Consider the following 26362-nt stretch of genomic DNA (forward strand, 5'->3'; position numbering starts at 1 on the left):
GATGGCCGAACGCAGGCATTGCCCAGCGGGCACCTCGGCATGGATGCCGAGGTAGCCGCGCTGGGCCATGGATGGCCCTTCGCGGCGGCCCACGGAGCAATGCCGGAGTGAGGGCATGCCGAGCCTAAGCGAGGCACCAAGTGGTGGGGCAAAGCGCTTTTGGTTACTTTTGGCGCTCTTCCAAAAGTGACCCGCTGTAAGAGCGGAACCCTAAGCCGCCGTTACCGCAGCAACGGATATGTCCCCAACAAAAAAAGGCATTCCCCGAAATAGACAGGCATAAAAAAACGCCGCCCCTAGCAAGAAGGGCGGCGTTTTCAGTCGGGCGTCTTAAGCTTTAGGCTTGGACGACCGGGATGTTGGCGTTTGCAGCCGCTTCACGGAACTCGGCGATCTGGTCGAAGCTCAGGTAGCGGTACACGTCCGCTGCCATGCTGTCGATCTTGCCAGCGTATTCCATGTACTCCTCGACGGTCGGCAGGCGACCCAGGATCGAAGCAACGGACGCCAGTTCGGCCGAAGCCAGGTAGACGTTCGCGCCGTCACCCAGACGGTTCGGGAAGTTACGGGTCGAAGTCGACACCACGGTGGCGTTCGGCTCGACGCGTGCCTGGTTACCCATGCACAGCGAGCAGCCTGGCATTTCCATCCGTGCACCGGCCTTGCCGTAGATGCCGTAGTAGCCTTCTTCGGTGAGCTGGTGAGCGTCCATCTTGGTCGGCGGCGACAGCCACAGACGGGTTGGCAGCTGGCCCTTGACCTGCTCCAGTAGCTTACCGGCAGCGCGGAAGTGACCGATGTTGGTCATGCACGAACCGATGAACACTTCGTCGATCTTCTCGCCAGCAACGCTGGACAGCAGACGGGCGTCGTCCGGATCGTTTGGCGCGCAGAGCACAGGCTCGCTGATGTCGGCCAGGTCGATTTCGATGACTTCGGCGTATTCGGCGTCGGCATCGGCTTCCATCAGTTGCGGGTTGGCGATCCAGGCTTCCATCGCTTGGGCGCGACGTTCCAGGGTACGTGCATCACCGTAGCCTTCGCCGATCATCCAGCGCAGCAGGGTGACGTTCGATTGCAGGTACTCGGTGATCGACTCTTTCGACAGCTTGATGGTGCAACCGGCAGCCGAACGTTCGGCCGAGGCGTCGGACAATTCGAAAGCCTGTTCCAGGGTCAAGCCTTCCAGGCCTTCGATTTCCAGGATGCGGCCGGAGAAGGCGTTTTTCTTGCCTTTCTTCTCGACGGTCAGCAGGCCATTCTGGATGGCGAAGTACGGAATGGCATGAACCAGGTCACGCAGGGTGATGCCAGGTTTCATTTTGCCCTTGAAGCGCACCAGGATCGATTCCGGCATGTCCAGCGGCATGACGCCGGTGGCTGCGGCGAACGCGACCAGGCCGGAGCCGGCCGGGAACGAGATGCCCATCGGGAAACGGGTGTGCGAGTCACCACCGGTACCCACGGTGTCTGGCAGCAGCATGCGGTTCAGCCACGAGTGGATGATGCCGTCGCCCGGACGCAGGGAAACGCCGCCGCGGGTCATGATGAAGTCAGGCAGGGTGTGGTGGGTGGTCACGTCGATCGGCTTTGGATAGGCCGCGGTGTGGCAGAAGGACTGCATCACCAGGTCAGCCGAGAAGCCCAGGCATGCCAGGTCTTTCAGTTCGTCACGGGTCATGGGACCGGTGGTGTCCTGGGAACCCACGGTGGTCATTTTCGGTTCGCAGTAGGTGCCAGGGCGGACGCCTTGGCCTTCTGCCAGGCCGCAAGCCTTGCCGACCATCTTCTGCGCCAGGGTGAAACCCTTGGTGCTTTCAGCGGGTGCTTCAGGCTTCTTGAACAGGTCGAACGCTGGCAGGCCCAGCTCGGCGCGAGCCTTCTCGGTCAGGCCACGGCCAATGATCAGCGGAATACGGCCGCCGGCACGGACTTCGTCCAACAGGACCGGGGTCTTCATTTCGAAGGTGGTCAGGACTTCATCGGTACCGTGCTTGCAGACTTTGCCGGCATGCGGGTACAGGTCGATCACGTCGCCCATGTTCATGTTCGAAACGTCGAACTCGATAGGCAGTGCGCCGGCATCTTCCATGGTGTTGTAGAAGATCGGAGCGATTTTGCTGCCGAAGCAGAAACCACCGGCGCGCTTGTTCGGAACGAAAGGAACGTCGTCGCCGAAGAACCACAGCACCGAGTTGGTCGCCGATTTACGCGAGGAACCGGTACCGACCACGTCACCGACGTAGGCGATCGGGAAACCCTGGCCGCGCATTTCTTCGATCTGCTTCATCGGGCCGGTCTTGCCTTGCTCGTCCGGAACGATGCCGTCACGGGCCATTTTCAGCATGGCCAGGGCGTGCAGCGGGATGTCCGGGCGGGACCAGGCGTCCGGGGCAGGGGACAGGTCGTCGGTGTTGGTTTCGCCGGTGACCTTGAATACGCGCAGGCTGATCTTGTCGGCCAGCACAGGGCGGTTCTTGAACCACTCGCCGTCGGCCCAGGATTGCAGCACGCCCTGGGCGTGAACGTTGCCGTTCTTGGCTTTTTCAGCCACGTCGTGGAAGGCATCGAACATCAGCAGGGTGTGCTTGAGTTCCTTGGCAGCTACCGGCGCCAGTTCGGCGTCGTCCAGCAGTTCCACCAGGGTCACGATGTTGTAGCCGCCCTGCATGGTGCCGAGCAGTTCAACAGCGCGCTTCTTGTCCAGCAGAGGGGATTGGGCCTGGCCCTTGGCCAGGGCGGACAGGAAACCGGCCTTGACGTAGGCGGCTTCGTCGACTCCAGGCGGAACGCGATTGGTGATCAGGTCAACGAGGAAAACTTCTTCGCCAGCCGGAGGATTTTTCAGCAGCTCGATCAGGCCTGCGGTTTGTTCGGCGTTAAGCGGCTGGGGAACGATACCCAGGGCTGCACGCTCTTCGATATGTTTGCGGTAGGCTTCAAGCACAGTTATTACCCTCATCAGTGGTCCCAAATGGGTGTCCGGGACGCTCATCCAGGAACCCACGGTACTCATGCGCGTCGGCGGCTTTTTGAGCCACCACGCCAGAGTTTCCGCACGTTCCTCACAGAAGCTGCTTTCAAAGTTTTACGCCTGCAGAACGGGGAGCTGATGAGGGTTGGCGTTGGGCTTTCCCCGCTGGAAAGACCCTTCGCCAACACCGCTCTGAAGGAACGACTGTGCTCGTGACGCTTTGAAAACAGCTTCTAACGGACATTGGCGCCTTAAAAGGCTGGCTGATTCTACGGGAAAAAAAAATTAAAGGTAAGTTGGGCCTGGAAGTTTGAGGGGTGATCAATCTTAGACAAAGGGCTAACATGCCGGCCTGTCCTGCTTTTGCGTGTGCGTTTCCTTATGCCCAACCAGCTCATCAAGACCCCCTGCGTCGGCCTTTGCTCCACTGTCTACGGTGACCTGGTGTGCCGCGGCTGCAAGCGGTTCCACCATGAAGTGATTCACTGGAACGGCTACAACGAGGACGAAAAACGCGCGGTGTGGATGCGGCTCGAGCAGTTGTTGGTGCAGGTGATGGTGGCCAAACTGGAGGTTTTCGACCCGGTATTGCTTCGTCAGCAACTGGAGTCGCGCAAGATCCGCTTTGTGCCGCACCAGTCGCAATATTGCTGGGCCTATCAACTGATTGCCCGCGGCGCGCGGGTGATCAACAACCTGGAAGCCTACGGCATGGTGTTGATGCCGGAGTTTCGCGACTGGGATCTGCCGGATCTGCGCGATGCCATTGATCGGGAGTTTTTCCTTCTGTCCGAAGCCCATTACCAGCGTTATATCGCGCCGGGGTTCCTGAAGGATGCGTTCGGCGGCTGAAAGAGAGAGCTTTTGTGGCGAGGGGATTTAGCGAAACGTCACACCGCCCCACTGTGGGAGCAAAGCTTGCTCGCGATGCAGGCGCCTCGGTTCCAGAGAGACCGCGTCGTTTTTATCGCGGGCAAGCCTTGCTCCCACAGATAAATCCCCTCGCCACAGGTTGGTATGTCAATCCTTGACCGCCAACTCCACCAGATGGTCCTCGACCTCCTGCGGCTTGAGCACCAGCACATCGCTTTCCAGCGTATCGAGCACAGCCTCGGCGGTGTTGCCGATCAGTACCCCGGACAACCCCGAGCGGGCCACGGTGCCGATCACCGTCACCGCCGCCTGCAGCTTGCGCGCCATGTACGGAATCAAGACGTCCGCGGGACCTTCTTCGATGTGCAGGTGTTGGTCATCAATGTCGAATTCGGCCTGGAACGCCCGGCATTGTTCGCGGTAACGGGCTTCGATGGTCTCCTTGAGCTGGAACGTCGGGTCGGCGGACGAGAGCATCGGTGAGGGGTGGGCGCTGATCACATGCAGGTGCGCCTTGGCGAGGAGGGCGATGTCATAGCCATGGTCGATGATGGTGGTGTGCAGGTGGCGATGCTCGCCGTCGGCATTGCCTACGTCGACGGCCGCCAGGATCACCTTGTCTTTCCAGGAGCCGGCGGTTTTCACCAGCAGCACCGGGGTTGGGCAATGGCGTAGCAGCTTCCAGTCCGCCGGGGTCAGCAGGGCTTTTTTCAACGGGCTGTCGGGGAAGTGCTGCTTGATCACCAGCCCGCAACCTTCAGCCTGCTGCACGTCGATGATGGTTTCGTAGAGGCTTTCGTTCCAGGCCTGCTCGGTGGTGACGCTGTAGCCGTCGGCCAGCAGTGCGGCCTTGAGCACGCCGAGCAGGCCAGCATGGTCATGCTTCTTGTCGCACACCAGCAGGTGCAGGTGGGCCTGGGTCACTCCGGCGATCAGTTTGGCGCGCTTGAGCGCCAGGCTTTCCGCATGTTCGGGCTCAATGACCACCAGGATGCTGCGAATGGCTTGCATGATCGGCGTTCTCCTGCAATAAAAAGGCTGGCGTTGCTCAACTATAGTTGTTGTGGAGCAGTCTAGTCGCTGTGGGTGAGTCGTCGACTTGATGCATATCAACGGCGGTAGCTGGTGGTCTGGGGGCAGGCCGGTATAATCGGCGCCCTTCGCTCGACTACCTTTTCCCGTGAGCCCCATGAATCTTCCCGAAATTCACGAATTCCTTGGTTGCCGCACCCCCGATGCCTGGGTCCAGGCCGCGCTGGCCGACCAGGAAACGTTACTGATCGACCACAAGAACTGCGAATTCAAGGCGGCCAGCACCGCCCTGAGCCTGATCGCCAAGTACCATTCCCACGTCGACCTGATCAATCTGATGTCGCGCCTGGCCCGGGAAGAGCTGGTGCATCACGAGCAGGTCATGCGCTTGATGAAAAAGCGCAAGATCGGCTTGCGCCAGCTCTCCGCCGGGCGTTATGCCTCGGGGCTGCGCAAGGTGGTACGCAGTCACGAACCGGTCAAGCTGGTGGATACCCTGGTGGTGGGTGCCTTCATCGAGGCCCGCAGTTGCGAGCGTTTCGAGGCCTTGGTGCCACATCTGGATGAAGAGCTGGGCAAGTTCTATTTCGGCTTGCTGAAAAGCGAAGCCCGGCATTTCCAGGGGTACCTGAAACTGGCTTACCAGTACGGCGACGCCAAGGACATTGCCCAGGTCATCGACAAGGTCCGTGAGGCCGAGCGGGAGCTGATCGAATCACCGGATGTGGAGTTTCGTTTCCACAGTGGTGTGCCGATGGCGGCCTGAATTGTTAAAAACTCTTAAAAACATGAAACTTCGTTGAAAGCCGGCCCATGAGGCCGGTTTTTGCTGTCTGCACTACCCGTCCCGTGGTCGCTTGGCGCCATAATGCGGCCACTTCAATTATGGGTTGGCGGGCGGTTGTTATGGATAACCTGGGTTCGGGCAAAGTGTTGCTGGTGGAGGATGACGAAAGGCTCGCCGGACTGATCGCGCACTTTCTCTCTCAACATGGCTTCGAGGTGCGTATCGAGCACCGAGGCGACCTGGCGCTGGCGGCGTTTCTGGCATTCGAGCCCAAAGTGGTGGTGCTCGACTTGATGCTGCCGGGGCAGAGTGGGTTGCAGGTGTGCCGCGGGATTCGCAACGTTGCTGATACCCCGATCGTGATCCTGACGGCCAAGGAAGATGACGTGGACCATATCCTCGGCCTGGAATCCGGTGCCGACGACTACGTGATCAAACCCATCAAGCCTGCGGTACTCCTGGCCCGCCTGCGGGCGCTGCAACGTCGGCAATTGCCAGATACCACCGTGCGCGGTGCCCTTGAATTCGGACGATTGTCCCTCGACCGCAGCAGTCGGGAGGTGCGACTGGCCGGTGACTTGGTCGAGCTGACCACCATGGAGTTCGAGCTGTTGTGGCTGCTGGCAAGCGCGGCAGGCAAGATCCTGTCGCGCGATGACATTCTCAACCGCATGCGTGGCATTGCCTTCGATGGTCTCAACCGTGGCGTCGATGTCTATGTCAGCAAGCTGCGGGCCAAGCTCAACGACAATCCCCGGGAGCCGATGCGGATCAAAACCGTCTGGGGCAAGGGTTACCTGTTCAATCCGTTTGGGTGGGAGCTGTAGATGCTGCGGTTATTCCTGGGATTGTTCCTGGTCATGACGATTGGCTTGGTGCTGGCGTTGCAAACGGTTGATCGCACCTTCGCAGCGCTTCTTGACGGTGAGATGCAGCATTACAACCAAGAGGCGGTTCGTGGTCAGGCCTGGTCATTGGTCGAGCAACTGCGTGGCCTGGACGGTTCGGCCCGGGAGCGACAATTGGAAACCGTGCGGCCTCACTACGGCTTGGGCCTGGCCTTGGTCGAGCGCGATCAGGTGGCCCTGACCCCTCAGGAGCAAGCCGAGTTGGCCCAGGGGCGTGTGGTGATGCGTGAGCAGTACACACAGTTCATCTCGCGCATTGACGACGGTTCGCAGTTGCTGAGCATCAAGCTGCCGGCAGAGCCGAGCCTGATGACGTTCTATCTCGCCGTGGCCTACCTGATGATCGCGATCATGATCGGTTTCGTGCTGTTTTTCTGGGTGCGACCTCACTGGCGCGACCTGGAGAAGCTGCGCCTGGCGGCCGAGCGCTTTGGCGGCAACGATCTGTCGGTGCGTATTCAGCTGTCCAAGCGTTCGAACATTCGCGACCTGGCCGAGCATTTCAATTTGATGGCGGCGCGCATCGAGGGCCTGATCGCCAATCAACGCGAGCTCACCAATGCGGTGTCCCATGAGCTGCGCACGCCCATTGCACGCTTGTCGTTTGAACTGGATCAACTCAAGCAGCAGCCCGATCCGAGCCAGAACTGCGAATTGATTGCCGACATGTACGCCGATCTCGGCGAGCTGGAAGAAATGGTCTCCGAGCTGCTGACTTACGCCAGCCTTGAACAGGGCGCCACGGTGATTGTCCGGGAGGACATCCGCGCTCGCGATTGGCTCGACAGCGTGGTGGGCAGTGTGGCGCTGGAGGCGGAGGCCGCCGGGGTACAGCTATTGATTTGCGAGTGTCCGGTCGAGGTGGTCCGTATCGAGCCACGTTTCATGGCTCGCGCGGTGATCAATTTGCTGCGCAATGCCATTCGCTACGCTGATGAGCGAGTGCAGGTGTCATTGACGCGTGCGGGTGATCATTATGAAGTGCGGGTCAACGACGACGGGCCGGGTGTGCCGCTGGACGGTCGGGAGAAGATCTTCGAGCCGTTCGCGCGCCTGGACGCCAGCCGCGACCGTCGCACCGGGGGTTTTGGCCTGGGCCTGGCGCTGGTGCGACGAGTATCGCAATCTCACCGCGGGCACGTGGAAGTGGCGGACTCGCCCTGGGGCGGAGCATCGTTTCGCATGACCTGGTCGCACCTCGATTAGATCGGGCGCATTCGCGAGGGAGCCTTCTCTTCAGAAGGCATAAGCCACTTGTCCGACCAACGACGCTTGCATCCGTCGAGCCACAATCGGGCTGCGAGCTGCGTCGCCGGCCAGGTACTGCACGGCCAGCACCGTCGATACGCTCCACTGTTCGTTGAACGGCAATGACCAGGTCAAATCCGCCCCGCGACTCACCCGCCCGCCATGGGTGTCGTGGGCCCGGAACTGACTGCGCGAAGCCTGGGCGGCGCTGACGCCATACCAGGTGCGGACATAGTCGCCGTCGCCGAACTGACTGTTGAGGCTGCCCATGAGCTTGCCATGGCTTCCCTCGTAAAACGGCATGCTGATGCTCAGTTTCAGCCGGTTCCAGGCGGAGCCGGTATCACGGTTGTCGTCATTTTCTTCCAGCGCATGTTCGAAGCTGGCCGCAAGGACGATAGGCCCCATTTGATAGGTCCCATCCAGCCCCAGCACCGGCCTGGACTTGATCGAGCCCATGCCGTTGAGTTCATCCGAGCCTTTGAACCCGCTCTTGCGATCCTTGCGCACATCGCTGGCACCGATGTACACGCGCAAACCGAAGTCTTCTTCGTCAAACACCCAGCCCACGCCCTTGTCGGTATCGAGAAAAACGCCATAGGGGCTGACGATCTTCGCGCCCAACAGTGGCGCCACGACGCGTTCGTCACTGCCACTGTAGCGGGGCACGCTGGCGGCGCCGGCCCGCAAGCTGTAACGCCAGTCTTCGGCTTGCGATGAGTCGCAGAGCAGAAGCAGGCCAGATGAAGTCAACGACAGACACAGCGAACGAAACATGGGAGCACCCGGATGGAAGTTGGATGCGCCCATGCTAGGCAGTTGCTGGCGGGCAATCTTTGACAGTTTTGTCGGGAAATTGTCAAAGAGTGTGAAGCGACCTAACGACTCAAACCCAGGCGTTCATGCCACTGGGCAATGGATTCCTCGGGATAGACCTCGAACGGCTGGTCGCCGGGATGCACCTCGACTTCCACCCACGGTGCCTTGGAACCGAGCATCAGGTGGGTGTGCTCCGGCGGTACCGGCAGCGGTGTGTCGATGGCCGAGGCAAAGGGGTGAATCAGGTCCGGCCATTCAGGACTGAACAGCCATAGTCCTGAACCGCACAAGGAACAGAAGTGCCGTTCGGCGCTGCTGCGGTGGGCGCGCTTATCGCCTTCGTCCTTGAGCCGCGCATGATAGATCGAGATGTGCTTGCGACCGTGAACCTTCAGGCTTCGGGCGTCGCCTCCCAGGTTGATCGCAAAACCGCCGCCGCCCTGGGTCTTGCGACAGATCGAGCAGTAGCAGCGCTGGTAAGGGTAGGGGTGGGCACTGTCGAGGGTGAACGACACCGCGCCGCAGTGGCAGGATCCTTCTAGTTGCATGGGGAACCTCCGATTGGGGACTGTAATGACTCTGGGCAGCCTAGACGGTCGGGTTTTTTTGGCAGTTGGATTTATGCTGAATGTGCGGGCGCCATCGCGAGCAGGCTCGCTCCCACAGTTGATCTTCAGTGTCCACACATTGTATCTACACAGGAAATCCCCTGTGGGAGCGAGCCTGCTCGCGATGAACGATGACACGGTCTAGCGGCCGGGCACCCGCCACAAATACCACGCCGCCACCGTCCGATAAGGGCTCCAGGCCAGGCCGATCTCCACCATCTGCTTGCGGCTGGGCTGTTGCTCCAACCCTTTGAGCCGTCGATAGCCTTCGCGTACGCCAAAGTCATCGGCCGGCAGGATGTCTGGCCGCTCCAGGCTGTAGATCAACAGCATCTCCACGGTCCAGCGTCCGACGCCACGCAAGCTGATCAGGCGCTCGATCAACGCTTCGTCCTCCATCGCCCGTGCTGTGGCGTAATCCGGCACGATTGCGTCCAGCGTCGCCTGGGCGATGCCTTGGATAGTCGCGATCTTGCTGGCGGAAAATCCGCAGCTGCGCAGTTGCGCAAAGTCCGTTGCCAGTATCTGCTCAGGCCTGGGAAACGGGCCCGGCGTGAACAACGCCAGCAGCCGACCGAGGATGGCATCGCCTGCCTTGGCGTGCAGTTGCTGGTAGGCAATCGCCCGCACCAAGGCTTCATGGGGATCGCGGGCCGGCTTGGGCTGCAGCAGGCAAGGGCCGATCGTCTCGACGTGACGTCGCCAGTCTTCATCGAGGCTTGCCAGCAAGGCGCTGGCGTCGTGGTAGGGCACAGGCATCAGGGGTTCGTTCTCCGGGGCGTTCAAAACGCCAGGGGCAGCGACACCTGCACGGCGGCTTTTTCCAGCCGCAGCAGAAACGCCTTGCGTGGTTGTCCGCCACCATAGCCGGTCAACGAGCCATCCGCGCCGATCACCCGGTGGCAGGGAATGACGATGGCCAGGCGATTCTGCCCGTTGGCCAGGCCCACGGCGCGGCTGGCGCCAGGGCTGCCGAGGGCCGTGGCGACGCCACCATAGCTGCGGGTTTCGCCGTAGGGGATCTTTTGCAGTTCAGCCCAGACCCGCACGGCGAAGGCGCTGCCAGGCATGTGCAACGGGACGTTGAAGGCCGTGAGCTTGCCGGCGAAATACTCGGCCAGTTCGGTTTCGATTTGCTGCAAATGAGCGTTGTGGCCCGGCGCAACCGTGTAGCCGTAGCGTTGCTGCAGCTCTTCCAGCTCCTTGGTCAGGGCCGGGCGGTCAAGGAACTCCAGCAGCACCAGGCCCCGTCGCTCGGCCATGGCCAGCATCGGTCCCAATGGCGTAGTCAGGCGGGTGAACAGCAAGGGCTCGCTGAGGGCCGCACGACCCGGGGTGATGTGGAAGGATTTCACGAAGGCGTCACGAAACCCGCTCAACGATTCATAGCCGGAATCGAACGCGGCATTATCGATGGACGTGCCGTCCTTGATGCCGCCCAAGGCAATGCCCAGGCGGCGGGTGCGCAGGTAGGCGTGAAAGGTCATGCCGAAGTGTTGCTTGAACCAGCGGCGCAATTTCAGCGGTTCTATGCCTTGCTCCAGTAGCAGGGCGTCGGTCCAGCGCAGGTCGGGTTCGGCGTCCACGGTTTTGAGCAGGGCCTGGATCCAGTCGGGTGCGATGGCGGCGGCGTCCAGCGGTTTGCAGCGCAGGCAGGCCCGGTAGCCGGCCGACATGGCTTCGTCGGCATGGGCGAAGAACTCCACGTTCTCCGGCTTCGGCTTGCGCGCGGTGCAACTGGGGCGGCAGAAAATGCCGGTGGTCTTGACCGCAGTGAAGAACACCCCCTCATAGGCGGTGTCTCGTTCGAGCATGGCGCGGACCATCTCGGCATGGGGCGGGAGCAGCGAGTCGTGTAGGTTCATGGGGCTGAGCATAGAACCGTGCCCGGAACGACTCCACCGAAAAATCGACAGGGAATTTCCGCGCACTTGGTCGGATGCTCACGAACAAAAGTGGAACCTTTGAGTCTTAAAGGTTCACCGTTGTTTTTGTCTTTCGGAGACATCATGTCCAAACATAAGAAATCCCTCATTGCCGTTGCTGTCTGTGCCTTGGCCTTGGGTGCCTCGGCCTTGCTGCCTGCCGACCTGTCGCCTATCGGTTCGAGCTATGCCGCAGGCAATGGCGGCGGCGGTGGTGGCGGTGGTGGCAATGGTGGGGGTGGCGGTCACGGTGGAGGAAACGGCGGCGGCCATGGTGGTGGCATCGGTGGAGGCCAGGGCAATGGCAAGTCCAGTGACTCCAGCGGCCTTGGCAAGGGACTGGCCAGCGACCATGTCGGCACCCGCACCCGCGATCATGGCCTGAGCGGCAAGCACACCGGCACCACCCGCACCGATCGCACCAGCAAGTCCTCGCTGACTTCGACCATCGCCAAGGACCGTGATACACGCGGCCTGACCAAGGCGTCGGCGATTTCCACCGCTACGCCAGGTACCCACAACACCAAGGGCCTGACCAACGCGACCAGTTCTTCGATCAAGAACGACCGCTGATCGCTTGAAAAAAAAGCCGCGACGCCTGTTCAGGGCATCGCGGCTTTTTTTGTTCTTGTGCCCGAAGTCTTCAATACTTCCAGAACACCGGCGTGAACAACACCAGTACCGTCAGGATTTCCAGTCGACCCAGCAGCATGCCAACGGTCAGCAGCCATTTGGCCGAATCTGGCAGCGTCGAGAAGTTACCCGCTGGCCCGATGATCGTACCCAGTCCGGGACCGACGTTGCACACGGCGGTGGCCGCGCCGGTCAGGGCGGTTGTCCAGTCCAGGCCGATCAGCGCCAGCCCCAGGGCGATAGCGCCGATGGTGATGGTGAAGAAAAACGAAAACGTCAGCAGCGAGCGGACGATCTCTTCGTCGATGGGGTGGTTGTTGTATTTTTTTCGGATCACCGCCCGGGGGTGGATCAGTTGTTTCAGGCTGCCCATCAGCAGCGCCCCGGCGACTTGAAAGCGAAAGATTTTCAACCCGCCGGCCGTGGATCCCGAACAGCCGCCAACGAACGTCAAGTAAAAGAACAGCAACAGGGCGAAACTGCCCCACAACGTGTAGTCACCCAGCGCCACGCCGGTGGTCGTGACGACAGAGGTAACGTTGACGGCCACGATGCGGACCGCGTCCCACCACTCATGGTCGCTGTTCAGGCTCAGCCAGGTACCTACCACGAGCCAGGTAATGACCAGAAATCCGATGAAGCCCCGAACTTGCTGATCCTTGAGCAACGCGCGCCTGTTTCCCCGCAGTGTCGCTACATACAGCGTAAAGGGTAGCGATCCGGCCATCATGACAACGACTGATACCCAATGAATAGCCGGTTGAGGCCAGTGCGCCAGGGACGCATCGGAGGTTGAGAAGCCCCCGGTGGAAATCAACGACATTGCGTGGTTGATCGCCTCGAAGGGCGTCATGCCGGCCAACCACAAGGCCAGGGTGGCAAGGGCGGTCAATCCGATATAGATCCACAGGATGTAGTTCGCCGCGACATGGGAGCGCGGCGTGACTTTTTCCGACCAATCCGATGATTCGGTCTGGAACAGCCGCATACCGCCGACCCGCAGCAGCGGCAGGATCGCCACGGCCATACCGATAAAGCCGATCCCGCCGAGCCAATGCAGCATCGAGCGCCAGATCAGCAGGCCGGGAGACGCTGTGTCCAGCCCGGTCAGGATGGTCGAGCCCGTGGTGGTGATACCGGACATGGTCTCGAAAAACGCATCGGTATAGCTGATGTGCTGGATGAACACCATCGGCAGGGCGGCGAACGCGCACACGATAACCCAGCTGGCGGTGGTCAGCAGATACATTTCCCTGGGGCGCATCTGGACATGTTCCGGTCGTCCACGGGCGACCAGCGCGATACCACAGACGAAGGTAATCAGGCTCGACCAGAGAAACGCCGACAAGTCATCGTTGCGCTCGTAGAGCATCAGCGTGAACAGCGGAATCGCCATGCTGATCGCCAGGGTAATCAGGAAAATGCCGAGGATGAAACCGATGAGACGCAGAACCGCAATGGACATGAATAACGCCTGATTCAATGAGCCGCACAGTATCGATTTGGTGAATCGACTGGCGCGTAAAGTTTGCGTAAAAAAATGAGCGGTCGCGCTCGTCGACAAGGCAGTTTTCTTCAATACCACCGAAGCCGGGCCCATTACCTTGGGGGCTCTTTCCTGGAATGAAGAAGATAAGTGATGAGCTTGATACTTTCCATGGCCACTTTTGCTTTGGTGGCTTCCATTACACCCGGCCCGGTCAATATCGTCGCCCTCAGCTCTGGGGCCCGGTACGGGTTTCGTGCCACCCTGCGCCATGTGGCCGGCGCCACCCTCGGGTTTGTCTTGCTGCTGGTGCTGATGGGGCTGGGGTTGCATGAAGTGTTGCAGCGCTGGCCTGGTCTCACACGAGTGGTGCAACTGGGCGGCGTGGCGTTCCTGTTGTTCATGGCCTGGAAACTGGCGATGGACAGCGGGCACCTGGGCGGCGAAGACGAGGGGCGGGCGCCTTCGATGTTCTATGGCGCGCTGATGCAATGGCTCAATCCCAAGGCGTGGCTGGCCTGCGTGGCGGGGATGGGGGCATTCGTGGCCGATGGCGAGGCGCGGCTGGTGTGGCAGTTTGCGGCGATCTACCTGGTGATCTGCTACGTCTCGGTGGGCTGCTGGGCCTATGCCGGGAGTTTTCTGCGCACCTGGCTGGGTAATCCGGCGACCATGCGCCTGTTCAATCGGGCGATGGCGGTGTTGTTGGTGGCCAGTGCGGTGTATCTGTTGTTGCCGTGAGCCAACCCGTCCTTGCGGTTGGAACGCTGTTGTGGCGAGGGGATTTATCCCCGCTGGGCTGCGCAGCAGCCCCTGGATCTATCTGATGCACCGAGTTGTCAGGTTTTAGGGTCGCTTCGCGCCCCAGCGGGGATAAATCCCCTCGCCACAACAGCGGGATAACTCCCCCTAGCCACAACGGCGAGGTGGTCAGCCGCGATACTGGCCGGGCGTAGCCGCCAGGTGTTGCTTGAATGCGCGCTGGAAATGCGCCTGGTCGGCAAACCCGCTGTCCAGCGCCACGTCGGCGATCAGCTTGCCTTCGCGTAATTGGTGCCGGGCAAACTGGATCCGGCGGTTGACCAGGAAGGCGTGGGGCGTCATCCCGTAATGGCGCTTGAAGGCTCGGCTCAGGTAGGACGGCGACAGTTGCGCGGCGGTGCAGATGTCTTCGAGCTTCAAGGCTTCGCTGCAATGGTCGTGGATGAATTGCGCCGCACGCATCAGCCCCGGATGGCTGCCCCGGTCCGGACGACCGGCTGGGTTGAGCCGCTGTTGCAGGTCGATGAAAAACGCCTCGGCGGCGGCGTGTTTGTGGGCGGTGTCGAGTTGCGCGTCCACCAATTGCTCATACAGCTTCCCCAGCGCGGCAAACAGTTCCACGTCGCGGCTGTGCGTGGTGGCGAAGCCCTGGAAATCCAGGTTTTCGTCAAAGCCGATACGGCGCTGCAAGTCTCTGAGCCACTGGGTGTCGACGTACAGCATCACGTAGGACCACGGCTGATCGTCGATCGGGTTGCACGCGTGGACGTCGCCGGGGTTCATCAGCACCACCGTGCCGCTCTCCACCTGGAAGTTCGAGCGTTCGTGAAGGTAGGTGCTGCGCCCGGCGGTGATCGCGCCGATGGAAAAGTGGTCATGGGAATGGCGCGAGTAGCAGACCTTGCGCCCGTCGCCGATGGCCCGGGCTTCGATGAAGGGCAGGGCCGCGTCGCGCCAGAAGCGTGGGGCGTCGTCATGGGGGGCGTGCTTCATCGGTCAGCGTCCTCGTCTTGAACCTTGAGTGGCAGTGTATTAGCCCTGGCCGGCAAATGCCCGTGGGATTTAGCCGTTCGGTTTGAACGGCATTGGTCCTGGGCTAGACTTCATGAAGTCCTGCCAATGGAGTTTCCGATGCTTGTGCCACGCAAACCGGACGACGAAGCCGATCGCCTCAAGAATCTGCACTCGCTCAAGCTGCTGGATACCGCACCCGAAGAGCGGTTTGACCGCCTGACCCGCCTTGCCCGACGCCTGTTTGACGTGCCCATCGCCCTGGTGTCCCTGGTGGACGCCAACCGGCAATGGTTCAAGTCCAGCGCCGGCCTGGAAGCCAGCGAAACCCCGCGGGACGTTTCGTTTTGTGGGCATGCGATTTTGCAGGATCAGATCCTGGAGATCTGCGACGCGGAACAGGACGAGCGCTTCCACGACAACCCGTTGGTCACGGACAAGCCAGGCATTCGCTTCTACGCCGGGTATCCGCTGGGGCTCGAGGACGGCAGCAAGCTCGGCACGTTGTGCCTGCTCGACACCCGGCCGCGCAAGCTCAATGACGAAGAGCGCGAGCTGCTGCGCGACCTGGCGCGCATGGCCGAGCAGGAAATGGTCGCGGTGCAGATGGCGAGCATGGACGAGCTGACGCTGTTGTCCAATCGGCGCGGCTTCAAGACGTTGGCCCAGCATGCCTTGAATGTATGTGATCGCTTGTCGCGGCCGGCGACGTTGCTGTTCTTCGACCTCAACGACTTCAAGCCGATCAACGACCGTTATGGGCATGCCGAGGGTGACAGCGCGCTGAAAACCTTCGCCGATGTGCTGCGTATCGCCTTTCGCGAAAGTGACGTGATCGGGCGCTTGGGCGGTGATGAGTTCGTGGCACTGCTCACCGGTTCTTCCCATGTCGAGACAGCGGCGATCATGGTGCGGCTCAAGGAAATCCTTGATGAGCGCAATGCGATGTTGCAGCGTGGCTATGACATTCGTTTCAGTGTCGGCCAGATCGAGTACGACGCCCAGCGCCATCAGTCGATCGACACGCTACTGGCGGACGCGGATGCGGCGATGTACACGCAGAAACAGGCGTTACGCAGCTAACATAGACTGATCAGGCCACCGCCTATCCCTGTGGGAGCGAGCCTGCTCGCGATGACCGAGTCACACTCAATATTTATGTCAACTGACCCACCGCAATCGCGAGCAGGCTCGCTCCCACAAGGGATTTGTAGTGGGCATAAAAAAACGCCGCTTGGCCTTTCCAGGGCAAGCGGCGTTTTTGCTGCAACGTGAAGATTACTCTTCGATGTTGCCCATGGCGGTGGTGTTGAAGCCGCCGTCCACGTACATGATTTCACCGCTGATGCCCGATGCCAGGTCCGAGCACAGGAAGGCGCCGGCGTTGCCGACTTCTTCGATGGTGACGTTGCGACGCAGCGGGGTTTGCGCTTCGTTGGCGGCCAGCATCTTGCGGAAGTTCTTGATGCCGGAAGCGGCGAGGGTGCGGATCGGGCCTGCCGATACGCAGTTGACGCGGGTGCCGTCCGGGCCCAGGGAGCCGGCCAGGTAACGGACGCCGGCTTCCAGGGAAGCCTTGGCCATGCCCATGACGTTGTAGTTCGGCATGGTGCGCTCGGCGCCCAGGTACGACAGGGTCAGCAGGCTGCCGTTGCGGCCTTTCATCATTTCGCGACCGGCCTTGGCCAGGGCCACGAAGCTGTAGGCGCTGATGTCGTGGGCAATGCGGAAACCTTCACGGGTGGTGGCTTCGGTGAAGTCGCCGTCCAGTTGGTCGCCCGGGGCGAAGCCCACGGAGTGCACGATGCAGTCCAGGCCGTCCCACTTCTTGCTCAGTTGTTCGAAGACCTTGGCGATTTCTTCATCGCTGGCCACGTCGCACGGGAAGCACAGCTCAGGGCTCGAACCCCAGCCCTGTGCGAACTCTTCGACACGACCCTTGAGTTTGTCGTTCTGATAAGTGAAGGCAAGCTCAGCGCCCTCGCGATGCATGGCGGCGGCGATGCCGGATGCGATGGACAGCTTGCTGGCGACACCGACGATCAGTACGCGCTTACCGGCGAGAAAACCCATGTGTTGCTCCTCTTTCAGGTTATTCGGCAGTTGTTGGGGCCAGGAAGGCGGCCTCCAGCAACTGCTGTGTATAGGGGTGCTGCGGCGCGGCGAATATGCTGCGGGCATCACCTTGTTCGACCACTTGGCCATGCTTGACCACCATCAACTGGTGGCTCAGCGCTTTGACGACAGCCAGGTCATGGCTGATAAACAGGTACGTCAGGTTGTACTTGGTTTGCAACGACCGCAACAGCTCCACCACTTGGCGTTGCACGGTACGGTCCAGGGCCGACGTCGGTTCATCCAGCAGAATCAACGCCGGCTTGAGCACCAGGGCCCGGGCAATGGCGATACGCTGCCGTTGCCCTCCGGAAAATTCATGGGGGTAGCGGTTCCGGGTTTCCGGGTCCAGGCCTACCTCCTTCAATGCCGCAATTATCGCTTGTTCCTGTTCGGCTTCGGTGCCGATCTTGTGGATCCGCAGGCCTTCGCCGACGATCTGGCTTACACACATCCGTGGGCTCAGGCTGCCAAACGGGTCCTGAAACACCACTTGCATCTCCCGGCGTAGCGGCCGGACTTGTTGCTGCGTCAGGCTGTCCAGCTGCTTGCCTTCGAAGCGGATCCCGCCCTGGCTGCCGATCAACCGCAGGATTGCCAGCCCCAGGGTGGATTTGCCGGAACCGCTTTCGCCGACGATGCCCAGGGTCTGGCCCTGGGGCAGGCTGAAGCGGATACCGTCCACGGCCTTGATGTAGTCTACCGTGCGCTTGAACAGGCCTTTCTTGATCGGGAACCAGACTTTCAGGTCCTCGACCTGCAACAACGGCGGGCCGACAACGTTGTTCGCCGGGGTGCCGCTGGGCTCGGCGCCCAGCAGCTCCCGAGTGTACGGATGCTGCGGTGCGCGGAACAACTCTTCGCACGATGCCTGTTCGACGATGCAACCGCGCTGCATGACACATACGCGATGCGCAATTCTTCGCACAAGGTTCAAATCGTGGCTGATCAGCAGCAGCGACATGCCCAATCGCGCCTGCAATTCCTTGAGCAGTTGGAGGATTTTCAGCTGGACGGTGACATCCAGCGCGGTGGTCGGCTCGTCGGCGATCAGCAGTTCCGGCTCGTTGGCCAGGGCCATGGCGATCATCACCCGCTGGCGCTGGCCGCCGGACAGCTCGTGGGGCAGGGCCTTGAGGCGCTTGTGGGGCTCGGGGATGCCGACCAGTTCCAGCAACTCGAGGGTGCGGCGGGTCGCGACCTTGCCGCTCAGGCCCTTGTGGATGCCGAGCACTTCATTGATCTGTTTTTCAATGGAGTGCAGCGGGTTGAGGGAGGTCATCGGCTCTTGGAAGATCATCGCGATCCGATTGCCACGGATATGCCGGATGGTTTTTTCCTTCAAACCCAGCAAATTCTGGCCGGCGTACTGGATAGTGCCGGTGGGGTGATGGGCCAGCGGGTAGGGCAGCAACCGCAGGATCGAGTGGGCGGTGACCGATTTGCCCGAGCCACTTTCACCCACCAGGGCCAGGGTTTCGCCGCGCTTGATATCGAAGCTGACGCCCTCGACCACGCGCTGGCGACGCTCGCCGACAATGAACTCCACTGCCAGGTCGCGCACTTCGATCAGATTATCCTGGTTCATATCACTTCCTCGGATCGAAGGCATCGCGAGCGGACTCGCCGATGAACACCAACAGGCTCAGCATCACGGCCAGCACGGCGAACGCGCTGATGCCCAGCCACGGCGCCTGGAGGTTGGATTTGCCCTGGGCCACCAGCTCGCCCAGCGACGGCGCGCCCGGCGGCAGGCCAAAGCCGAGGAAATCCAGGGCGGTGAGGGTGCCGATGGCGCCGGTGAGGATGAACGGCATGAACGTCATGGTCGAGACCATGGCGTTGGGCAGGATGTGGCGGAACATGATCGCGCCGTTCTGCATGCCCAGGGCCCGGGCGGCGCGCACGTATTCCAGGTTGCGCCCGCGCAGGAACTCGGCACGGACCACGTCCACCAGGCTCATCCAGGAAAACAGCAGCATGATGCCCAGCAGCCACCAGAAGTTGGGCTGCACGAAACTGGCCAGGATGATCAGCAAGTACAGCACCGGCAACCCCGACCAGATTTCCAGGAAACGTTGGCCGGCCAGGTCCACCCAGCCGCCATAGAAGCCCTGCAGGGCGCCGGCGATCACGCCGATGATCGAGCTGAGCACGGTCAGCGTCAGGGCAAACAGTACCGAGATACGGAAGCCATAGATGACCCGGGCCAGGACATCGCGACCCTGGTCGTCAGTGCCCAGCCAGTTCACCGAAGAGGGCGGCGCCGGGGCCGGGACCTTCAGGTCGTAGTTGATGCTCTGGTAGCTGAACGGAATCGGTGCCCACAGCACCCAGGCGTCCTTGGTCGCCAGCAGTTCGCGGATGTAGGGGCTCTTGTAGTTGGCTTCCAGCGGGAACTCGCCGCCGAACGTGGTTTCCGGGTAGCGCTTGAGCGCCGGGAAGTACCAGCCGTCGTCGTAATGCACCACCAGCGGCTTGTCGTTGGCGATCAACTCGGCGCCCAGGCTCAGCCCGAACAGGATCAGGAACAGCCACAGTGACCACCAGCCACGCTTGTTGGCCTTGAACAGTTCGAAGCGGCGGCGATTGAGAGGGGACAGGTTCATCTCAATGCTCCCGGCTTTCGAAGTCGATGCGCGGATCGACAAAGGTGTAGGTCAAGTCGCCGATCAGTTTCACCACCAGCCCCAGCAAGGTGAAGATGAACAGGGTGCCGAACACCACCGGATAGTCGCGGTTGATCGCCGCTTCGAAACTCATCAGGCCCAGGCCGTCGAGGGAGAAGATCACTTCCACCAGCAGGGAGCCGGTAAAGAAGATCCCGATGAAGGCCGAAGGGAAGCCGGCGATCACCAGCAGCATGGCGTTGCGGAATACGTGGCCGTAGAGCACCCGATGGCGGGTCAGGCCCTTGGCCTTGGCGGTGACCACGTATTGCTTGTTGATTTCGTCGAGGAAGCTGTTTTTGGTCAGCAGGGTCATGGTGGCGAAGTTGCCGATCACCAGGGCGGTCACGGGCAAGGCCAGGTGCCAGAAGTAATCGAGGATCTTGCCGCCCATGCTCAATTCGTCGAAGTTGTTGGAGGTCAGCCCGCGCAAGGGGAACCAGTCGAAATAGCTGCCGCCGGCAAACACCACGATCAGCAGGATGGCGAACAGGAACGACGGGATCGCGTAGCCGACGATGATGGCCGAGCTGGTCCAGACATCGAAATGGCTGCCGTGGCGCGTGGCCTTGGCGATCCCCAGCGGGATCGACACCAGGTACATGATCAGCGTGCTCCACAACCCGAGGGAGATGGACACCGGCATCTTTTCCTTGATCAGGTCGATGACCTTGGCATCGCGGAAAAAACTGTCGCCGAAGTCCAGGTGGGCGTAGTTCTTGATCATGATCCACAGGCGTTCGGGCGCCGACTTGTCGAAGCCGTACATGTGCTCGATTTCCTTGACCAGTGCCGGATCCAGGCCCTGGGCACCGCGGTACGAGGAGCCGGCCACCGCCACTTCGGCACCGCCGCCGGCAATGCGGCTGGTGGCGCCTTCGAAGCCCTCGAGCTTGGCGATCATCTGTTCCACCGGCCCGCCGGGCGCGGCCTGGATGATGACGAAGTTGATCAGCAGAATGCCGAACAGGGTCGGGATGATCAGCAGCAGTCGCCGAAAAATATAAGCCAGCATCTTGTTACTCCACGCTCGCAGGGGCGGCGATTTGCTGCTCGATGACCTGCTTCTCAACTTCATCGGCCGGCTTGACCTCCGGCTTGACCCACCAGGTGGTGGTGCCGATGTCATAGGTTGGCGTGATTTCCGGATGACCGATGTGATTCCAGTAGGCCACGCGCCAGGTCTTGATGTGCCAGTTGGGAATCACGTAGTAGCCCCACTGCAAAACCCGGTCCAGTGCTCGGGCGTGGGCCACCAGGCTCTTGCGCGAATCGGCGTTGATCAGTTGTTCCACCAGTTGGTCCACGGCCGGATCCTTCAGGCCCATGGTGTTGCGGCTGCCGGGCTTGTCGGCGGCGGCCGACATCCAGAACTCGCGCTGTTCGTTACCCGGCGAGCTGGATTGCGGGAAGCTGCCCACCACTAGGTCGAAGTCTCGGGAGCGTACGCGGTTGACGAACTGGGAGACGTCGACTCGGCGGATGATCAGCTCGATGCCCAGGTCGCTCAGGTTGCGCTTGAACGGCAGCAGTATCCGTTCGAACTCGGTCTGGGCCAGCAGGAACTCCAGCACCACCGGTTTGCCCTGGGCATCGACCATCTTGTCGTCGACGATGCGCCAGCCGGCTTCCTGCAGCAATTGGTAGGCCTTGCGCTGCTGGTCGCGGATCATGCCGCTGCCGTCGCACATTGAAGGCTGGAAGGCGTCGGTGAAGACTTGCTCGGGAATCTTGCCGCGCAGGGGCTCGAGAATCTTCAGTTCGTCTTCGCCGGGCAGGCCGGTGGCGGCCATGTCCGAATTCTCGAAGTAGCTGCGGGTGCGAGCGTAGGCGCCGTTGAACAGTTGTTTGTTGGTCCACTCGAAATCGAGGAGCAGGCTCAAGGCCTTGCGTACCCGGACATCCTGGAAGATCGGCCGGCGCAGGTTGTAGATAAAGCCCTGCATGCCGGTGGGGTTGCCGTTGGGGATCTGTTCCTTGATCAGCCGGCCCTCGGTCACGGCCGGGATGTTGTAGGCATTGGCCCAGTTCTTGGCGGTCATCTCCAACCAGAAATCGAATTGACCGGCCTTGAGCGCTTCGACCGCGACGGTGTTGTCGCGGTAGTAGTCGGTGACCAGTACGTCGAAATTGTAGAAGCCGCGATTGACCGCCAGGTCTTTGCCCCAATAGTCCTTCACCCGCTCATAGCGGATCGAGCGACCGGCCTTCACTTCGGCAACCTTGTAGGGGCCGCTGCCCAGGGGGATTTCCAGGTTGCCCTTGCTGAAGTCGCGCTCGGCCCACCAGTGCTTCGGCAATACCGGCAGTTGGCCGAGGATCAACGGCAGTTCGCGATTGTTGGTGTGCTTGAACTTGAACAGGACCTTGAGTGGGTCTTCGGCAATGACGTCGGCAACATCGTTGTAATAGCCGCGAAACATCGGCGCGCCGTCCCTGGTCAGGGTCTGGAAGCTGAAGACCACGTCTTCTGCCCGTACCGGGTGGCCGTCGTTGAAGCGGGCTTCGGGGCGTAGGTAGAAGCGCACCCAGGCATTGTCCGGGGCTTTCTCGATTTTTTCGGCGATCAGGCCATATTCGGTGAAAGGTTCGTCCAGGCCCTGCTTGGCCAGGGTGTCGTAGATCAGGCCGATGTCATCGGCCGGCACGCCTTTGCTGATGAATGGGTTGAGGCTGTCGAAACCCCCAAAGCCGCCCTGGCGGAAGATGCCGCCCTTGGGCGCATCCGGGTTGACGTAGTCGAAATGCTTGAAGTTCGCCGGGTATTTCGGCGGCTCGTTGTACAAGGTCAAGGCGTGCTGTGGCGCGGCGCAGGCCAACCCGGCGAATAACAGGCTGCTGGCCTGCAGAAGCAGGGCACGTAGAGGCTTCATTGATCTTTCTCCGAAGATTTCAGCCACCATGCGCTCAGGCCCAGGGTGTAGGGCGGCGTGGTGACGAAGGCGAACCGGTTGCGGTACGCCAGGCGATGATAATTGAGATACCAGTTGGGAATGCAGTAATGCTGCCACAACAGCACGCGATCCAGGGCTTTGCCGGCGGCGACCTGTTCGTCGCGGGTCTGGGCGGCGAGCAATTTTTCCAGCAGGTGGTCGACCACCGGGTTGGCGATCCCCGCGTAGTTCTTGCTGCCCTTGACCCCGACCTGGCTGGAGTGGAAGTACTGCCATTGCTCAAGGCCCGGGCTGAGGGTCTGGCCCAAGGTCAGCAGGATCATGTCGAAATCGAACTGGTCCAGGCGCTGTTTGTACTGGGCGCGATCCACTGTGCGCAACCGGGCCTGGATGCCGATGCTGGCGAGGTTTTCGACGTAGGGCTGCAGGATGCGCTCAAGGTTCGGGTTCACCAGCAGGATTTCGAAACTCAGGGGCTGGCTGTCGGCATTGAGCAGGCGCTGGCCGCTAAGGCTCCAGCCGGCTTCCTTCAAGAGACCCAGGGCCTTGCGCAAGGTTTCCCGGGGGATGCCGCGCCCGTCGGTCTTGGGCAAACTGAAGGGCTCGGTGAGCAGTGTGGGCGGCAATTGTTCCCGATACGGCTTGAGCAACAGCCATTCATGGCCCACCGGCAGGCCGGTGGCGGAGAATTCGCTGTTGGGGTAGTAACTGAGGGTGCGCTTGTAGGCGCCGCTGAACAGGGTGCGGTTGGTCCACTCGAAATCGAACATCAGCCCCAAGGCTTCACGTACCTTGACCTCGGCAAACGTGCTGCGCCGGGTGTTCATGAACAGGCCCTGGGTCTGGGTCGGGATCTGGTGGGGGATTTGCGCCTTGATGACATCGCCCCGGTTGACCGCCGGGAATTGATAGCCGTTGGCCCAGTTCTTGGCCTGGTGTTCGATGTAGATATCGAACTCGCCAGCCTTGAAGGCTTCGAAGGCGACTTCGCTGTCACGGTAGAACTCCACGTCCATGCGGTCGTAGTTGTATTTGCCGCGATTGACCGGCAGGTCCTTGCCCCAGTAGTTCTTGACCCGCTCGAACACCAGTTGGCGGCCTGGTTGCACTTTGATGATGCGATACGGCCCGCTGCCCAGGGGCGGTTCGAAGGTCGTCGCCTTGAAATCGCGGTCTTTCCAGTAATGCTGGGGCAACACCGGCAGTTCACCCAGGCGCAGGATCAGCAGCGGATTGCCCGCACGCTTGAAGACAAAGCGGATTTTCAGCGGGTTGAGAATGTCGACCCGCAGCACTTCCTGCAGGTTGGTGCGGTACTGCGGGTGGCCGTCCTTGAGCAGCGTCCTGTAGGAGAACGCCACGTCATAGGCGGTGATGGGCACGCCATCGTGAAACCGCGCTTCGGGGCGCAGGTTGAAAACCACCCAGCTGCGGTCTTCGCTGTATTCCACCGACTGGGCGATCAGGCCATAGCTCGACGTCGGTTCGTCACCGGAGGGGGCGTACTGGCCAGTGCCGACCATCAATGGTTCGTTCAGCTCATTGATACCGTACTGCAGGAAGTTGGGCGTGGAAACCGGGCTGCTGCCCTTGAACGTGTAGGGGTTGAGCGTATCGAAGGTGCCGAATGCCATGACCCGCAAGACTCCGCCCTTGGGCGCTTGCGGGTTGACCCAGTCGAAGTGGGTGAATCTGGCCGGGTACTTGAGCGTGCCGAACTGCGCATAGCCATGGCTTTCGCTGATGGCTGCGCTGGCGGGAGAGCTCAAGGCCAGGCTGATCAGGAGCAGGAGGAGGGGACGTATCAAGTATGAGATCCGATCCAGGCGGCTTGGGCTTTTATGGCCTGTACAGTAACAGCTTGTATCGGCAGGAAAAAGGCGGGGTTTAGAGGGGATGCCAGTCAGCTAAGCGGATACCTGTGGGAGCAAGGCTTGCCCGCGATGAACGATATCGCGGTTCAACTGTTAAACCGCGGTGCGGCCATCGCGGGCAAGCCTTGCTCCCACATGCCTTGCTCCCACATGCCTTGCCCCCACAGATGGGGCCCCTCACCACACAAAGCTCCCCGGTCATCTCAGTGCGGGGAATAGACCGTCAGCATCTGCCCAGGCTTGAGTGCCTTGCCCATCCGCGGGTTCCAGCGCTTGAGGTGCTGCATTTCCACGTTGAAGCGTTTGGCGACGACGTACAGCGAATCACCCTGCTTGACCTTGTACTGGGTCTGCTTCTTCGGGTCCTTGCTATTGGCGGCCACCACGGTGCTGATGCGCTTGCCAGTGGCCTTGCTGGCCTTGGCATCCTGCATCACCAGGGTCTGGCCGACCTTGAGCTTGTTGCCGCTGAGTCTGTTCCAGCGTTGCAGGTCCTTGGTCTGGACGTTGTTGGCCTTGGCGATCTGGGCCAGGTTGTCGCCGCGCTTGACGCGGTAGGTGCGCTTCGCACCTGCCACGTCGCTGTCATCGGCCGATTCGAAGACCGGTTTGAGCGAGCGCTGGCTGATCAGCTCTTCCGGGCGCATGGTCGACAGGCTGGCGGTCAGCAATTGAGCCTTGGAGGTGGGTACCAGCAGGTGCTGCGGGCCGTCGATGGTGGTGCGCTGCTTGAAGGCCGGGTTGAGCTGGAACAGCTCGTCTTCATCGATGTTGGCCACCGCCGCGACCTTGGACAGGTCCATGCGCTGGTTGATCTCGACGACCTGGAAATAGGGTTCGTTGGCGATCGGGTTGAGGTTCACGCCATAGGCATCGGGCGAGAGCACCACCTGGGACAGCGCCAGCAGCTTCGGCACATAGGCCTGGGTCTCGCTGGGCAGCGGCAGGTTCCAGTAGTCGGTGGGCAGGCCAAGCTTCTCGTTGCGCTCGATGGCGCGACTGACCGTGCCTTCGCCGGCGTTGTAGGCCGCCAGCGCCAGCAACCAGTCGCCGTTGAACATGTCGTGCAGGCGCGTCAGGTAGTCCATGGCGGCCGTGGTGGAAGCGGTGATGTCGCGACGCCCGTCATAGAAGCGGGTCTGGCGCAGGTTGAAGTAACGCCCCGTGGACGGGATGAATTGCCACAGGCCCACCGCGTTGGCCCGGGAATAGGCCATGGGGTTGTAGGCACTCTCGATCACCGGCAGTAGCGCCAGCTCCAGCGGCATGTTGCGCTCTTCGAGGCGTTCGACGATGTAATGGATGTACAGGCTGCCGCGCTCACCGGCGTTCTCCAGGAAGGAGGGGTTGCTGGCGAACCACAGGCGCTGTTGCTCGATACGCGGGTTGACGCCGGCTGTTTCCTGCAGCTGGAAGCCCTGGCGCATGCGTTCCCAGACGTCCTGGGGTACTTGGGGGCTGGGTTTCTCGGTGAGCCATACCGGCTTCTGTTTGGCGCGAGCGGCGATATTCGGGGTGTGCGCCGCGTCGGTCTGCGGCGGCTGGCTCGTGCTCTGGCAGCCCGCCAAGGTGGCGGACACAGCCACCGCGATGGCTTGAGCCAAGCGGGTCAATGTGTCTGACTGGACGGACCTGCGTATAGATGACGACATTGGCTGGAAGTAAGTTCCGGGCAAAAATGTCGGCCGATTCTAGGAAGCGCACCCCAACAGGTCAACCTTTCAGAATTTTTGTATCAATCGAT

General features: G+C 61.2%; 22 protein-coding genes. 7 read left to right on the top strand and 15 right to left on the bottom strand.

Annotated features, from left to right (window positions below; genetic code table 11):
- Positions 1–337 precede the first annotated feature (337 nt).
- On the bottom strand, positions 338–2947 hold the full coding sequence (acnB, locus tag B0E42_RS18565; protein WP_024619202.1) for a bifunctional aconitate hydratase 2/2-methylisocitrate dehydratase: 2610 nt from the start codon (positions 2945–2947) through the stop codon (positions 338–340).
- A gap of 408 nt (positions 2948–3355) precedes the next feature.
- Between acnB and B0E42_RS18570 the strand changes: the two genes are divergently transcribed.
- The gene (locus tag B0E42_RS18570; RefSeq protein WP_018605754.1) at positions 3356–3826 is read left to right on the top strand and encodes a DUF1289 domain-containing protein; all 471 of its coding nucleotides are present in this window, start codon (positions 3356–3358) and stop codon (positions 3824–3826) included.
- Positions 3827–3994: 168 nt separating this feature from the next.
- On the opposite strand, the gene B0E42_RS18575 is transcribed toward B0E42_RS18570, so the two are convergent.
- Positions 3995–4858 carry a universal stress protein gene (locus B0E42_RS18575; protein ID WP_077507003.1) on the bottom strand — a complete coding sequence of 288 codons (864 nt, stop codon included), beginning with the start codon at positions 4856–4858 and terminating at the stop codon, positions 3995–3997.
- A 178-nt stretch (positions 4859–5036) separates the two neighbouring features.
- Here B0E42_RS18575 and B0E42_RS18580 point away from each other — a divergent pair, with 178 nt between their 5' ends.
- The 3 genes from B0E42_RS18580 to B0E42_RS18590 all read left to right on the top strand — a co-directional run bounded on the left by B0E42_RS18580 (position 5037) and on the right by B0E42_RS18590 (position 7780).
- On the top strand, positions 5037–5645 hold the full coding sequence (locus B0E42_RS18580; RefSeq protein ID WP_024619204.1) for a tRNA-(ms[2]io[6]A)-hydroxylase: 609 nt from the start codon (positions 5037–5039) through the stop codon (positions 5643–5645).
- A gap of 140 nt (positions 5646–5785) precedes the next feature.
- The gene (locus B0E42_RS18585; RefSeq protein WP_024619205.1) at positions 5786–6493 is read left to right on the top strand and encodes a winged helix-turn-helix domain-containing protein; all 708 of its coding nucleotides are present in this window, start codon (positions 5786–5788) and stop codon (positions 6491–6493) included.
- Positions 6494–7780 (top strand): ATP-binding protein, encoded by a 1287-nt coding sequence (locus B0E42_RS18590; RefSeq protein WP_018605758.1) that lies wholly within the window; start codon positions 6494–6496, stop codon positions 7778–7780.
- A gap of 30 nt (positions 7781–7810) precedes the next feature.
- Here B0E42_RS18590 and B0E42_RS18595 read toward each other — a convergent pair whose 3' ends face one another.
- The 4 genes from B0E42_RS18595 to B0E42_RS18615 all read right to left on the bottom strand — a co-directional run bounded on the left by B0E42_RS18595 (position 7811) and on the right by B0E42_RS18615 (position 11114).
- A complete protein-coding gene (locus B0E42_RS18595; RefSeq protein ID WP_077507048.1) occupies positions 7811–8599 on the bottom strand; it encodes a MipA/OmpV family protein in 789 nt (262 codons plus the stop codon).
- Positions 8600–8700: 101 nt separating this feature from the next.
- A complete protein-coding gene (locus tag B0E42_RS18600) occupies positions 8701–9189 on the bottom strand; it encodes a GFA family protein (protein ID WP_018605760.1) in 489 nt (162 codons plus the stop codon).
- Between the two features lie 201 nt (positions 9190–9390).
- Positions 9391–10008 (bottom strand): DNA-3-methyladenine glycosylase, encoded by a 618-nt coding sequence (locus B0E42_RS18610; RefSeq protein ID WP_077507005.1) that lies wholly within the window; start codon positions 10006–10008, stop codon positions 9391–9393.
- Positions 10009–10031: 23 nt separating this feature from the next.
- Positions 10032–11114, bottom strand: coding sequence for a bifunctional transcriptional activator/DNA repair enzyme AdaA (locus B0E42_RS18615; protein WP_077507006.1), 1083 nt, complete (start codon positions 11112–11114; stop codon positions 10032–10034).
- Between the two features lie 144 nt (positions 11115–11258).
- Here B0E42_RS18615 and B0E42_RS31520 point away from each other — a divergent pair, with 144 nt between their 5' ends.
- Positions 11259–11747 carry a hypothetical protein gene (locus B0E42_RS31520; RefSeq protein ID WP_018605763.1) on the top strand — a complete coding sequence of 163 codons (489 nt, stop codon included), beginning with the start codon at positions 11259–11261 and terminating at the stop codon, positions 11745–11747.
- Positions 11748–11817: 70 nt separating this feature from the next.
- On the opposite strand, the gene B0E42_RS18625 is transcribed toward B0E42_RS31520, so the two are convergent.
- A complete protein-coding gene (locus tag B0E42_RS18625; protein ID WP_077507007.1) occupies positions 11818–13272 on the bottom strand; it encodes a TrkH family potassium uptake protein in 1455 nt (484 codons plus the stop codon).
- A gap of 174 nt (positions 13273–13446) precedes the next feature.
- On the opposite strand from B0E42_RS18625, the gene B0E42_RS18630 reads away from it, so the two are divergent.
- Entirely contained in the window at positions 13447–14034 is a 588-nt protein-coding gene (locus B0E42_RS18630) for a LysE family translocator (protein WP_014337925.1), read from the top strand.
- Positions 14035–14223: 189 nt separating this feature from the next.
- On the opposite strand, the gene B0E42_RS18635 is transcribed toward B0E42_RS18630, so the two are convergent.
- The gene (locus B0E42_RS18635; protein ID WP_053180223.1) at positions 14224–15048 is read right to left on the bottom strand and encodes an AraC family transcriptional regulator; all 825 of its coding nucleotides are present in this window, start codon (positions 15046–15048) and stop codon (positions 14224–14226) included.
- Between the two features lie 138 nt (positions 15049–15186).
- Between B0E42_RS18635 and B0E42_RS18640 the strand changes: the two genes are divergently transcribed.
- Positions 15187–16149: a diguanylate cyclase gene (locus B0E42_RS18640; RefSeq protein WP_053189032.1), complete on the top strand. Its 963-nt coding sequence runs from the start codon at positions 15187–15189 to the stop codon at positions 16147–16149.
- Between the two features lie 195 nt (positions 16150–16344).
- Here the strand turns inward: B0E42_RS18640 and fabI are convergent, their stop codons facing one another.
- The 7 genes from fabI to B0E42_RS18680 all read right to left on the bottom strand — a co-directional run bounded on the left by fabI (position 16345) and on the right by B0E42_RS18680 (position 26270).
- Entirely contained in the window at positions 16345–17139 is a 795-nt protein-coding gene (gene fabI, locus B0E42_RS18645; protein WP_014339032.1) for an enoyl-ACP reductase FabI, read from the bottom strand.
- A 19-nt stretch (positions 17140–17158) separates the two neighbouring features.
- Positions 17159–18769: an ABC transporter ATP-binding protein gene (locus tag B0E42_RS18650; protein WP_014339033.1), complete on the bottom strand. Its 1611-nt coding sequence runs from the start codon at positions 18767–18769 to the stop codon at positions 17159–17161.
- A 1-nt stretch (position 18770) separates the two neighbouring features.
- Positions 18771–19790, bottom strand: coding sequence for an ABC transporter permease (locus B0E42_RS18655; RefSeq protein WP_018605767.1), 1020 nt, complete (start codon positions 19788–19790; stop codon positions 18771–18773).
- Between the two features lies 1 nt (position 19791).
- Complete coding sequence (locus tag B0E42_RS18660) at positions 19792–20865, bottom strand: microcin C ABC transporter permease YejB (RefSeq protein ID WP_018605768.1); 1074 nt, start codon at positions 20863–20865, stop codon at positions 19792–19794.
- A gap of 4 nt (positions 20866–20869) precedes the next feature.
- Positions 20870–22723, bottom strand: coding sequence for an extracellular solute-binding protein (locus B0E42_RS18665; protein ID WP_077507008.1), 1854 nt, complete (start codon positions 22721–22723; stop codon positions 20870–20872).
- Entirely contained in the window at positions 22720–24552 is a 1833-nt protein-coding gene (locus tag B0E42_RS18670; protein ID WP_053189026.1) for an extracellular solute-binding protein, read from the bottom strand. Before B0E42_RS18670 ends, B0E42_RS18665 begins: the two co-directional genes overlap by 4 nt.
- 269 nt (positions 24553–24821) lie before the next feature.
- Positions 24822–26270: a transglycosylase SLT domain-containing protein gene (locus B0E42_RS18680; RefSeq protein WP_018605773.1), complete on the bottom strand. Its 1449-nt coding sequence runs from the start codon at positions 26268–26270 to the stop codon at positions 24822–24824.
- Positions 26271–26362: the final 92 nt, after the last annotated feature.

It is taken from the genome of Pseudomonas sp. A25(2017), from assembly GCF_002001065.1.
GTDB classification, from domain to species: Bacteria; Pseudomonadota; Gammaproteobacteria; order Pseudomonadales; family Pseudomonadaceae; genus Aquipseudomonas; species Aquipseudomonas kilonensis.